The sequence below is a fragment of the Candidatus Neomarinimicrobiota bacterium genome (assembly GCA_021734025.1).
In the GTDB taxonomy this organism is placed as follows: Bacteria; Fidelibacterota; JAANXI01; order JAANXI01; family JAANXI01; genus JAANXI01.
The window spans coordinates 1-12,881 of record JAIPJS010000007.1; the positions used below are offsets into that span (position 1 = coordinate 1).

The following is a 12,881-nucleotide window of genomic DNA, read 5'->3' on the forward strand; positions in this document are numbered from 1 at the left end:
GATATGACAGTTCGACCGCGTCCCGCTTGAATTGGGCAGTGAAGTGCCGGCGTGTGCTTGATATCTTCATTGGACAACCTCCTCACAAGAAATATCGCTCTTTTTGGGGTGTCCACCAAAACATAGCAACTCCACCCCTCTCTTCGAAGAGAGGGGAACGAAAAGGGGTGAGTTGTGTTGATAAAAAATATTGAATGTTGAATATCAAATTTTGAACCAAAGAAAGGGGAAAATCCTGACAATTCGGAGTTCGATATTCTTCGGTTTGAAATTTAATCAAAGAATTCTCCGAGGTCTTTGCTTCGGGGTGCACGATCTGCTGTAGAGACGTGCCATGGCACGTCTCTACTCACCTGCCACTCGAATGGGGTGCGGACTTCCATGCCAAAGTAGACACCGCAATCGGCTCCAGAAACTCCGTTGGTCTTATGGGCTGGTATGGATACTCTGAGGTCTTTGCCTCGGAGTAGTTCATTCGGTTCCCTTCTCCATTCTACCGTCTCCCCCATTAAAACCAGTTTCGCGGACTTTAAGCGGGAGAAGAAAACTTTTATACCCTATACCCCCTATTCCCGTCCCATTCCATCCAACTCTTCACTTGTTTTCAGAGGTAAATTCGATAACTTATTGTCTGTCAGCAGTAAACAGCCATTACACATGCAGACGAAAACACAAAAGACCGTTCCGCAGCACTCTGTTATCCGGGTGATCGGTACCAGTGACGACCTGGATATCGGCATCCTGGAGCAGGTTGGAAAAGAGGACTTCCAGGACCTCATTGAAGTCTCAGAGAGCCTGGCAGATAAGTTCGGGGATTCTGCCCGCCTGAATCCGGGGACTATTAAAAAATATTTTAACTATCCGCAAACCTATCCATTTATTGCCCGGCTGAACGGGCGAATTATCGGATACATTATTGGAGTGCCGCTGGAGCGGTTCGCCACAGATACCTGGGCCCAGCACGATAAGAATCTTGGTAAGAAAAATACGATTTATACTTACGCTTTCGCCGTTAAAAAACAGTTCCACAAAACCGGCTACGCCAAAATGCTGAAACGCATCTATTACAACTGGATGCGCAAGCGGGAAGTGGAATACATCTCCGGCCATGTCGTGGACGGCACAACGAGTCGGTTTAACGGTGAAGCCGAAGTCATTAAAACCTTCGATAACTGGCACGGCACTGGTCTCACGTTCGAGTACTACCGACGGAGTATCCAAACGAATGGTCAGGCCGGCTGAATTTGTCAGAGAAGCATATGCCGGACTTTCCGGGCGATCAGTTACAATTTACCGCCGATCTCATGCTCAAGCGTCTTGCAAAATACCTGCGCGCCCTCGGATATGATACGCTGTTTGATGAGGGCCTGGCAGACCACGAACTGCTGGCGGTTTCCAAAGAAGAAAACCGCGTCCTGCTCACCAGAGATTTAGAACTGTATGAGGGAACACCTGCGCCGTATTCGTTTTACGTGAATTCACAGTATCCCAATCAGCAGTTCAGACTAATCGCGCAGCACTATCCCCTGGAATTCGATGAGTCTCGTTTCATGGAGCGCTGCCTGGAGTGCAATACCGTTCTCAACATCATTCCCAGGGATGATTTGACAAAGCGGGTCCCGCCGCGCGTGTACAAGCGCCACGATACCTTTTACCACTGTCCCGCCTGCCACCAGATATTCTGGCACGGCGATCACGTGAAGAGACTCCGCGAAAAATTGACTAGGCTGCTGGAGGATGCCGGAGGGTAGATTTTCTTTTTTTTCTTAATCCTAATCTTAATCCTAATCTTAATCTTAATCCTACTCGTCTTTAATTTAAGGTAAGCAGTACCGGATTTATTCCGCCATCCAGAAATCATCCCACTGTGGCGGGGCGGATGCATGGTTTTCTGGGCGGGATTCCGCCCAGACTCCGCCGAATGGCGGAGACAAAACAGGAACCCCGGTTGTGAAGCCGGGGGCTCCATCGCCCGCCCTTTCAGGGCTTTCCTGTCATGGCGACTTTACTCTTTCCCTGGGGCTAACACCCCAGACTGGAATATAACATCCCTTCGGGGCTGTAAAGATTTTGACCGCGGGTTTTTTAGTCCCAACGGGGCGCAATAAATAAGCCTAGGGCGGCGCCCTGGGATCGCAGAACCAAAGTCGGTCAAAGCCCTGAAAGGACGAAATCCGACACCGAACACCCCCTCTTTTTACTGGATTTCCGGGCCGGCCGTTTGTATGCTTCCGTCACTTAACCAGGGGAGACGACTTGTCCGGATATAAAAACTTTGTTGGAATATTCTTATCATTTTTTCTGCTCCAGTCATTGTTTGCCCAACCACCGAATACCACAATTGCCCCGGAATTAAGTAGCGATGAGTTGCTTCAATATGTAATTAATCATTACACGCCTACAGAATACCTGGGTTATGACCGTGGACGTGATACTCTGTACAGCAAGATAGATATTTTATCCGGCGATAGTCTCCGAGGCGTGTATTCCGGATTTACCATGTATATCGACCCGTCCATGGATCCAAGTAAAGCAGCATATGATAACGGAAACGGAATCAGCGCTGAGCATACCTGGCCACAAAGTATGGGTGCAGGTGATGTACCTCAGCGCGGTGATCTGCATAACCTATTCCCGACAAAGCAATCCGTAAATGAACGCAGGGGCAACAAGCCGTTCGCTGAAATCCCGGATAGTGAGACAGATGTGTGGTATTATAAAGACTCTCAAACGGGAGTAGAACCATCTGTAAACCATGCTGCCTATTCTGAAGTAGATTATGATAAAATTCTAATGGATTCCACATATGGAGTTTTTGAACCCCGCGAAGATCACAAGGGTAACGCTGCCCGGGCAGTATTCTACTTCTATGCCATCTATAACTCGGTTGCTAAGGATAGTTTTTTTACCGTCCAGAAGGAAACTTTGTTCGACTGGAATTATGAGGATCCGGTGGATCAACGGGAATACGACCGTACCCACGCCATCGCTCAATACCAGGACGACAAACCGAATCCGTTTGTGCTTGATTCCACCCTGGCGCGGCGCATTTGGTTCACCACCGTCACACCCGAGGCGGACACGCTCATATTTGCCGACAGCTTTGAAGATGGTACAGATTCCTGGCATATATACAGAGCCGGCGGTTCATATCAATGGGAACGAAATAGCGACACTGCGGTGGACGGCGTCTATTCCATGTACATGAACGGATACGGAGATGATGGTCAAAGTGACGACTGGCTGATTTCTCCGTCATTCTCTTTGACAGATATTGCCGCGCCAATCCTCCGTTACGATCACTATTACGATAATGCCGGGCCTGATCTCAAGATTCTCGTTTCCACAGAATTTGACGGCACCCAGTTCCCCGATGAAATCGCATGGACAGTGTTGAATGATAACTCCCCGGCGGAATCCCGGCGATGGGAGGAGCAGGAGATAGACCTGTCCGATTACGTCGGAGAAGACCAGGTAACGCTGGCGTTTCACTACACGTCAACCGGCACCGGGGATGGGGAGGCCGCACTCTGGCGGATCGATGATGTCAGGATTACGGCTTCTTATCCCCGCGCTCCGATACCGCCATTGCTCATTACCGAAGTGGCTGATCCATCGGATAATTCCGACGCCAAATTCGTGGAGCTGTATAACGCCTCGGAGAACCTCATTGATTTCGATACCGGCAGCTGGAAAATGTACCGGCAGGCTGGTGGGAATACATTTGGGACAATTTATCTCAGTGAGACGGTTGACCCCGGCGGCTACTACTTAATTGCAAATGATATCAACGGCTTTGAAAATGCCTATGAAATTTCCCCGGATGTCGGGAGTATCGCTGTAAGCGGCAACGGTGACGACGGTTATTTTCTTTACTATTATTTTGATCAGTCAGACAGCGTCCTTGTGGATGCGTACGGAGTAATAGACGAGGATGGTACCGGCGCTCCCTGGGATTACACCGATGGCCACGCCTCCCGGGTGGATTCGGTTGACGAGCCCTCCGCCTCATGGATCGCCGAGGAGTGGATTATCGAGAAGCCGGCGACGGTGGCGGATATGACCCCCGGTTCACCAACGACAACGACAGACCACGAAATTGCCGGACTCCCGAACCGGTTTACGGTCTCCCCGGCGTATCCGAATCCGTTTAATCCGGCGACAACCGTGGAGTTTGTGCTGCCAGAGCGGACAACTGTACACATCGGTGTCTACAATCTCCGGGGACAGAATGTCTATTCGCAGAATCTGGGCCGCCGTCCGGTCGGCCGGCATTCGGCTAACCTCCACCTGGCGAACCAACCCAGCGGATTATATCTCATACGAATTTCCACACCACGTGAGTATCGGATGCAAAAGGTGATGTTGTTGAAATAGTGTAAAAGTGTTCCAGTGTTTGAGTGTTCAAGTGTTCAAGTGTTCAAGTAGTCGACTGTTAATCGGACTCTTTTAGAACCCTCATAAATACGTATTACCCTGTATTTTATATGAATCGTAAATGGTGTCAGGAAATCCTGAATGAATGCTTGAGTATTAATGCTGTGCGCTTTGTTCCGGCGTTCACCCTTTACATTGGGGATACATGCGGGGCGACTAGCTCAGCTCCGGAAGGAGTCTCTTCTGGGGGATGACGCCTCGGGGAGTCACTCTGAGATTGTCGAAGAGTGGCTTGCTCATGGGCTGAGAGCATCATGACACATCATATAGCTGGATGAAAAATAAATTCATAAATAATTCAGGATAAGTAAATGAATTCCCTTCCGTCGGTGATCGCTATTAGCGTCACCGACGGTTTAAAATCGAACGTTAACCGCAAATCCCCAATATATAAAAATTTGTATAACTAATCTTTTATAACTGGGAAGACTGGACTCAGAGCACTATCCCGGACAATTTGCTCAGAGTGAGGTTGTGATTTAAATCGTTTCCCCCCGTGCCACCGGAATCACCTGTCCACCAACTTGCACCCGGATGCCTTCACTGGTTAACTCTGTCCGGAGGTGAAGCAGCGACGGCCGGCCGATTTCGTGCCCCTGCTCCACCCGGATATCAATGTTGGGATTCCGGAAATAACGATACTTGGCCAGGTACCCGGCCAGACAACCATTCGCGCTTCCGGTGGCGGGATCTTCCGGGACGCCGTAATATTCGGCGAAGACCCTGGCGTGCAGATCGTTGCCCTGGTGGAGCGTCTCCGGTGCGAAGATGAGGATCGCTTTCGTCTCTGAATTCCGTATTAAACCGGGATAGTGGCGGTGATCAATCTGGCTTTGTTTAACGGCGCTCAATGTTTTCAACGGGACGATGATGAACGGTAACCCCGTGGAGACCGACTGGATGGGGAACCGGGTTTCGATATCCCCGGGATCAATATTTAACACTTTTGCCAGAGATTCCGGATCAAGTTCGTCGCCGAATTCCGGCGGTTGTTGGGTCATCCGGTAGAGCGGCGGATCCTGTTCCACCTGCACCGGGATCTGTCCCACTTTCAGGTTTAGGGTTATTTCATGAGTACGATCAGGTAGGACGTACTCATGAATGACAAAAGCAGTACCCAGAGTCGGATGCCCGGCGAACGGCACTTCTTCCCGGGGTGTGAAAATCCGTACCGGGTAGCCGCCATCGTTCTCCATATCGCCGGTAATAAATGTGGTCTCGGAATAGTTCATCTCCAGCGCCAGACTCTGCATCTCCTCCGTGGACAGCCCGCCTGCATCGGGAAAAACTGCCAGCTGATTTCCGGTGAACTGTTCTCTGGCGAACACATCCACGATATAAAATGGGGTATTCATAGTGGTGTAGTCCTTTCCCTAAGAGAATTGTATTTATAACGACTGGTGGTTCGGGCAGAAATAGGTGGAACGTGAGGCGACCTTGATTTTCTGAATTTGAGCGCCGCATTTGGGGCATTGTTTTTCCGGATCGCGGTAATGGATCAGGTAATTCTCCGGAAACCTGTCCACATCGACCTGACAGGCAACGGCCGTATTGAGCACCTCCCGCATGTGTCCGAAGATATGGCGGAAATCAGCTCCGGACATCTCTGGGACCTGCCGCTTCGGATGAAACTCCGCCTGGAACAGGATTTCGTCCACATAGATATTGCCGAGTCCGGCAATATGGCTTTGGTCCATCAGGGCGCTCTTGATCATGCCGCGCTTTTGACCCATTAATTCAGTGAATTGATTTTCGTCCAGCGCAAGGGCGTCCGGACCGAGATCATGGTGCGAGATATATTCTGCCATTTCCGGTGTCCAGCCGACTTTGCCGAGGAGTCGCATACAACTGTAGGCCAGGGCATTGCCGTTAGCAAATTTTAACAGCACGCGGGTGTGTGACGGCTCTTCTACCGTATTTTTGGCATATTTCAGATAGCCGGTCATACCGAAGTGCAGCATAAGCCATCCCTGGGAAGAGAGTTTGGCAAAGAGGTGTTTGCCGTGCCGGTGCGTATCGGCGAAAGACTGCCCGGCGAGTTTTTCCCTGAGTTTCCCGGCGGAAATTCCTTCCAGAATGCGATCATCAAGGATTTCCACCCCCGCGATCTCCTGGTGCAGCGCTGTCGATTGAAAATACTCCCGGAATACTTCGACGTCCGGCAGTTCCGGCATGGATGCCTCCGGTTTCCGTGTTGACCGTAACCTGGTTTCATTCTTAGAATACGTAACAAGCCTGATTGGTTCAACAGGAAGATGGAGGAATGCCATGGATTCCGATCTTCGAATCGGGTGCTCCGGGTGGTATTATGACGATTGGATCGACCGGTTTTATCCCGGTGATATGGACAAGCGGGAATGGCTGTCGTTTTACGCGGAACGGTTCCCGGTGGTGGAGGTCAAAAGTACTTTTTATCACTTCCAAAAGAAGAAAACGCTCCGGGGATGGTACGAGCGGACACCGGACGACTTTCGGTTTATCCTGAAGGCCAACCGGCAGATTACGCACCGGCAGCGATTCAGCGAGACCGGGGATTTAATTGCGCGTTTCTATGGACTGGCAAAATATTTAGGAGAAAAACTCGGTGGAATCCTGTTTCAGCTTCCGCCGTCGGTGGAGAAAGACATGGGTTTGCTGGAATCCATCGCCGACCAGCTGAGTTTAAGACAGACCAATTTTTTAGAATTCCGGCATGCCTCCTGGTTTGATAAGCCGGTGTACGAATTTCTCCGGGACAAGAACGTCGGATTTTGTTGCGTCTCGGTGAAGGGGATGCCTGAGGATTGCATTGCTACCACGGACACCTCGTATATCCGCTTCCACGGGAAAGAGGAGTGGTATCGGTACCTCTACTCGGAAAAGGAGCTCACAGCGTGGGCGGATAAAATCCGGAGACTGGAGGCGGAGACGATCTATGGCTTCTTCAACAACGATTACCAGGGAAATGCCATCCAAAACGCCGGACAGTTACGGGAAATATTAACGGAGTAAACAGGGTTTCTCCTGCTTGAATAAATTATGGCCGGCGAGTATCTTTTTGGGACTGTAAGCAAATTAAAAGAATAGGATGCACAATGGCTGACTATACGATTTATCATAATCCGCGCTGCAGCAAGAGCCGGGAGGGCCTGAAAATTCTGCAGGAGGCCGGTATTGAGCCCGAAATAATCAAATATCTCGACGATCCACCGTCGGTGAATGAGCTCCGGGAGATCCTGGAAAAACTGGACATGGATGCCATAGATATCGTCCGCCGCCGGGAACAGGAGTATAAGGATCTGAACCTGAAGGAGAAGAAGGACGATGAAGAGGCGCTGATCCGGGCTATGGCGGAGCATCCGCGGCTGATTCAGCGGCCGATTGTCGTTTCCGGAGATCGGGCTGCGCTCGGACGCCCGCCGGAGAATATTAAAGCGCTGTTCTGATATAACCTAAATAAAGCGATTTTATGTGGCGAGCTGCACCAATCTGTTGCGCGCCAAGGCTCCGCGAAATCCTCGACAGACCCTCCGGGTATGCCTCCGGTTTCCCCGGAGGGATCCCGTTGGGACGCAAATCCTTTTCATCTCAGCATCTTGGCACATCTCATCCACAACAATCGCTCAATTTAGGTATAAGGAAAATAGAAATTCGTCCCGACAGGGACGAAGTGCAATTAGCCCAGGGATTTATCCCTGGGTTGTCTGGCGCCCGAAAATGAAGAGTCCCTTCAGGGACGATTGGCATGTTTCGATTGGGAGCCCCCCTCATTAGTAAGGGGTGTATTTTTTTGAGTATTTTATCTAAGCAGGAGCAGTTTCTGTGTCTTTCGAAAACGGACCGCCGACATCTGTACGAAGTAAATTCCACTGGGATACTCCGGCAGGCTGACGTATAAGTTGTGAGTGCCAGCCGTTTTATTTTCCTCCAGCAAGGTTGCGAGTTTCATTCCCAGCGGATTGTATAACTCGAACCGTACTTCAGTCGGTTTTGGGAGATGGTACGTGAGCCGGGTCTGTGCATTAAACGGGTTCGGATAGGCGGGCTCCAGATCAATCCGGTTGAGGTCCGGCCGCGTTACCTTCACCTGCAGTACCCAGTCATCGTGAACCGTTTTCACTCCATCAAACGACACATCCGTCAACCGGTACCAGTACGTTTTATCGATTTTGATATCCCTGTCTGTATAGGTATACGAATGGCGTTCCGCCGTCGAACCGGCGCCCTGGAGAGCCGGATTATCACGGAAGGAGTCCAGTTCGAGATACGTGCCGGGTTCGGTCTCTTTTCGCTCCAGGATAAATCCCTGGTTTTCTATTTCCGACTCCGTGATCCAGGTCAGTATGACCTCATCGTTTTTCACCTCTGCTGTGAATGAGACGAGTGACACCGGCAGCGACTGATCCACATTCCCGTCATTATTCGGATACCCGAATGTCGCCGGGAGCGGGCCGTCCCAGATGAAGTCGGAGTATTGGGTGCCGTCGCCGACGAGTTGTAATGATGATGTCGCAGGCCTTGAGCCGTCTTCACTTACTCCGATATCGATGGAGGTATGCCCGCTGGCGACGCCGTCTGCGGCGGTAAAGGTGCCTTCGTAGCTGAGGAATTGAATCAGGTTGCCGTCATGGCTTAAGGCCAGCCCGTCCGGCGCTCCGTTTTGTATACCGGAAATCATTTTGGAATAAATGACGAAATTATTGGCAGAACTGCCTTCTGTGAATGTATCCAAGGCATGAGAGTCATCCGCTTTTTGGTCTCCCCCATTATAGAAGGTGATGGAGAAATCAGACAATGAATAATCACCGGGATATTCAATAATGGCTTCAACGCCTTCGCTTGTATCCGTACTAACATTGTCGTAGTGAATTTCATTTATCCACGCGTTCGGGGCAGTATGCATTGTTACATTTGCTGACGGGACGGTTCCGTCGGTTTTGAAATCGATGTCGGCACCGTAATTGGTATACGGATAAATTCGGAAGTCGTATGCGATTGCGTCATCAACATAGTTTAAATTATAACTTTGCGCACCCTGATCCACCTGCACCTTAAAATCCCCGTCACTCCAGTCGGTATCTTCGTCCGGATCGATACCGTCGGCAGGCGTGTAGAATGAACCGCTGCCTGTTTTTCCAACGATAAGGAATCCGTCTGCGGCTTGAGCGCCGTTATTGTCATTCCAGGAGAGATCGATCTGGTGGTACCCTGACGCGTTGGCAGTAAAGGAGGTGGCGTGGTTTGTAGGTTCGGGTTTTACTGAAGATGAACCGACAATTTCAATATTATCGATGGCGATATCTTCACCACCACTGTCCAGATTGAAGGTGATTTGTATGTCAAGAAGGCTGCCAATACCTGAAATATCGGCGGTAAACTGAGTGAAGGTATCTGTGATTTCAGTCCCGTCTCCGCTTCCGTCAAAGTTTGTATCAATTAAAGGAGCGGCATTGGTTGTATCACCTTCATTTTCTATCCAGAGAAGACTATTATACGTTCCAGAATTATCAAGATCATAATCAATATGGACGTAATCGTTGCCGTCCCAATCTTGTTCCGTTCCATCATCATCTTCAGCAAGATAAATTTTTATTTGTAAACTTGAATATCCGGTGATGTCTACGTTATCGATAGTCAAGTTTACTGGAAGAGGCGCATTCTCACCATCGATATCCTGTGCTGCGAAGTAGTAGGAACCCTGGATATTTGAGAAGGATTCTCCGGTAATATCACTCCCGTCTGTCCTAAGAAAATAGTCGTAGTCACCATCAGTAAATTCAGTAATACTGGTTGTGTAACCTCCTGTCGTTTCGAAATCCAGTAAGGTAATCGTAGTCTGTCCAAATGCGCTGCTGAAGCCAAACAAAATAATGGTCACTAGTTTAAACCAATGGATGACTGATAAGTAATTCATTGGAAAAATCCTTTCGTTTTGGGGTAACGGTGGACTAATGACAGACGAACTGGAATATACCTGATAGTGCGTGTACGTATTGGAACGGTTATAGGAATTATACGAACAACCGGCAGAAGTGAAGTACTCCTCCGCATTGGTTTCTCCAATAAAAATGAATCCGCCCGCAATACAAAACCTACGGGCTTGAACTGTTTTACATTTGTGTAATCAAAAACTACCTGTCGGTACTCTGCAACAACTGTAACTAACTAAAATCGTTACGTTATTCTAACTTCTGTAGCCCAAATGTTACATGCAAGGAAATTTTGGATTGGTGCTTAATTTAGAATTAATTTCAATCCCTGGGGAAAATGGCTACATTTATCAGATAATTACAGGATACAAGAGACTGCCTTGTGGACAGATCCAAGATTAGCCAGTTAAGGCGCCGGGTCCGGCGACGGATTTTCTGGAAGAATACCATCCAGTCTTTCCTTCAACGGCTGAAGCTCTCCGAGCATATCTTCATGCTGCTTGGCGGGCTGGTTATCGCCGTGCTCGGCGGATACGGTTCGGTTGGATTTAAATGGTTATTGAACACGGTACAAGATGTCGTCTGGGGCGGATGGGTTGATCCCGTTTTGCTTGTTGAGAAGTACGCCTGGTACTGGATCCTATTGATACCGGCGGTTGGGATTCTGGGGGCGGCAATCGTGGTCAAATACCTCGCACCGGAAGCCCAGGGACGTGGCGTGGCTGAGGTTATGGAGAATGTGGCTGTTAAAGGCGGTATTATCCGGCCGCGGGTCGTAATTGTGAAAACGTTAGCCTCGGTGTTTAGCATCGCCTCCGGTGGATCGGTCGGGCGAGAGGGGCCTATGGTGCAAATCGGCGCAACCCTCGGCTCCGTCTTTGGACAGGTAACCCAGGTAACCACCCGGAAGATGAAAACCTTTGTCGGGTGTGGCGCTGCCGCGGGGATTGCCGCGACCTTTAATGCGCCGATTGCCGGAACCCTCTTTGCCCTCGAAATTATTCTCGGGGATTTCGGCGTGGCGCAGTTTAGTCCGATAGTTGTCAGTGCAGTCGTCGGCACTGTCATTTCGCACCAGCATCTCGAAGCGTTCAGTGGGTTTGATGTACCGGCCTATCACCTGGTGAGTCCGTGGGAACTGATTCCGTACGCGATCCTTGGTCTGATCACCGGCCTGGTGGCGATTGCATTTATTAAAACTCTGTATAAAACCGAGGATATTTTCAATAAGTATCCTGTCCCGTTTTACGGAAAAGCGTTCCTAGGTGGGCTCGCAGTTGGTGCGATGGCTTTGGTATTTCCTCAGGTACTGGGGAATGGGTACGAGGCCATCAACAGTGTGTTCCTTGATGGGATCGTCTGGAAGGTGGCGCTAGTTTTAATCGCATGGAAGATTCTGGCTACGAGTATTACGCTGAGTGCCGGAGCATCCGGCGGGATCTTCGCGCCATCGCTGTTCCTCGGCGCCATGACCGGGGGTGTGATTGGAGGCATCGTACATACCCTGTTTCCGGAGATTACGGCATCGCCGGGGGCGTATGCGCTGGTCGGAATGGCCGGCGTGGTGGGGGCGGCTACCCATGCACCGCTAACGGCGATCCTGATTATCTTCGAACTGACCAACGAATACCAGATTATCCTCCCGGTGATGCTGACGACCATCATCGCTACGGTGTTTGCTATGGCGCTGAACCGGGAATCCATTTATACGCTGAAGTTGGTGCGGCGTGGCGTGAACATCAACCAGGGGCGGGACCTGAACGTACTGCGACAGCTCCCGGTGAATTCGGCTATGCGGCGAACGGTGGAGCGGGTGCACGACTCCACAACGCTGCGGGAGCTGATGGATCTCATGTCCAACAGTCAGCACACGGTGTTCTTTACGGTGAATAACGAGGATAAACTCACCGGATATGTCACCCTGAACGATTTGCGGAAATTGATGCAGGAGGCGGATATTCTCAGTCATTTGGTTATTGCAGGAGATATTGCTCATCCTGTGGAGTACGTCCTGAAGCCGGATGATACCCTGGATCGCGCTATGGAGCTGTTCGTCCAGGAGGGGATTGACGAGCTGCCGGTGGTGGACAATGACGACGTCTTTGATCCGGTGGGAACACTTTGGCGTCAGGATGTTATCGAAGCCTATAATCGCGAGATCTTTCGCCGGGATATGCCGTCCGCCATGGCGAGCAAGCTCACATCGTCCCGATCATCAGCTGAGCCGGTGGAGATCCTCACGGGCTTTTCCATCCTGGAACGGGAAGTCCCGAAATTTCTGGCGGGTCAAACCATCCGGAGCACCCATCTCCGGGATAAGTACGGCGTGGATATTATCTTGGTATTGGAGAAGGATACCGGAAAAGATTCCGCCAGAGAAGTCATGCCGCACGCCGGATACCGGCTGCACCCTCAGGATTCTGTCCTGGTCTTCGGCGAAACGGAAAATATCCGTAAATTTGCCCGGCTGTAAAACCAGGTTTTCGGGAGGCGTCACCTATATCGCCCGGGAAACAAATTATGTTGTGGATGAAT

General features: G+C 50.3%; 9 protein-coding genes. 6 read left to right on the forward strand and 3 right to left on the reverse strand.

Going from position 1 to position 12,881, the window contains the following annotated elements; genetic code table 11:
* Positions 1 to 657: 657 nt before the first annotated feature.
* The 3 genes from K9N57_09245 to K9N57_09255 all read left to right on the forward strand — a co-directional run bounded on the left by K9N57_09245 (position 658) and on the right by K9N57_09255 (position 4,377).
* The gene (locus K9N57_09245; protein ID MCF7804361.1) at positions 658 to 1,242 is read left to right on the forward strand and encodes a GNAT family N-acetyltransferase; all 585 of its coding nucleotides are present in this window, start codon (positions 658 to 660) and stop codon (positions 1,240 to 1,242) included.
* Between the two features lie 17 nt (positions 1,243 to 1,259).
* Positions 1,260 to 1,751, forward strand: coding sequence for a Mut7-C RNAse domain-containing protein (locus K9N57_09250; protein ID MCF7804362.1), 492 nt, complete (start codon positions 1,260 to 1,262; stop codon positions 1,749 to 1,751).
* Between the two features lie 505 nt (positions 1,752 to 2,256).
* Positions 2,257 to 4,377: an endonuclease gene (locus K9N57_09255; protein ID MCF7804363.1), complete on the forward strand. Its 2,121-nt coding sequence runs from the start codon at positions 2,257 to 2,259 to the stop codon at positions 4,375 to 4,377.
* 539 nt (positions 4,378 to 4,916) lie between these two features.
* Here the strand turns inward: K9N57_09255 and K9N57_09260 are convergent.
* Positions 4,917 to 5,792: a PhzF family phenazine biosynthesis protein gene (locus tag K9N57_09260; GenBank protein MCF7804364.1), complete on the reverse strand. Its 876-nt coding sequence runs from the start codon at positions 5,790 to 5,792 to the stop codon at positions 4,917 to 4,919.
* 33 nt (positions 5,793 to 5,825) lie between these two features.
* Complete coding sequence (locus K9N57_09265; protein ID MCF7804365.1) at positions 5,826 to 6,611, reverse strand: hypothetical protein; 786 nt, start codon at positions 6,609 to 6,611, stop codon at positions 5,826 to 5,828.
* A 94-nt stretch (positions 6,612 to 6,705) separates the two neighbouring features.
* Between K9N57_09265 and K9N57_09270 the strand changes: the two genes are divergently transcribed.
* Positions 6,706 to 7,428, forward strand: a complete 723-nt coding sequence (locus tag K9N57_09270) for a DUF72 domain-containing protein (protein ID MCF7804366.1) — start codon at positions 6,706 to 6,708, stop codon at positions 7,426 to 7,428.
* A gap of 83 nt (positions 7,429 to 7,511) precedes the next feature.
* A complete protein-coding gene (gene arsC, locus K9N57_09275; GenBank protein ID MCF7804367.1) occupies positions 7,512 to 7,862 on the forward strand; it encodes an arsenate reductase (glutaredoxin) in 351 nt (116 codons plus the stop codon).
* Positions 7,863 to 8,215: 353 nt separating this feature from the next.
* Here arsC and K9N57_09280 read toward each other — a convergent pair whose 3' ends face one another.
* Positions 8,216 to 10,330 (reverse strand): T9SS type A sorting domain-containing protein, encoded by a 2,115-nt coding sequence (locus K9N57_09280; protein ID MCF7804368.1) that lies wholly within the window; start codon positions 10,328 to 10,330, stop codon positions 8,216 to 8,218.
* A gap of 398 nt (positions 10,331 to 10,728) precedes the next feature.
* On the opposite strand from K9N57_09280, the gene K9N57_09285 reads away from it, so the two are divergent.
* Positions 10,729 to 12,819 (forward strand): chloride channel protein, encoded by a 2,091-nt coding sequence (locus K9N57_09285; GenBank protein ID MCF7804369.1) that lies wholly within the window; start codon positions 10,729 to 10,731, stop codon positions 12,817 to 12,819.
* Positions 12,820 to 12,881 lie beyond the last annotated feature (62 nt).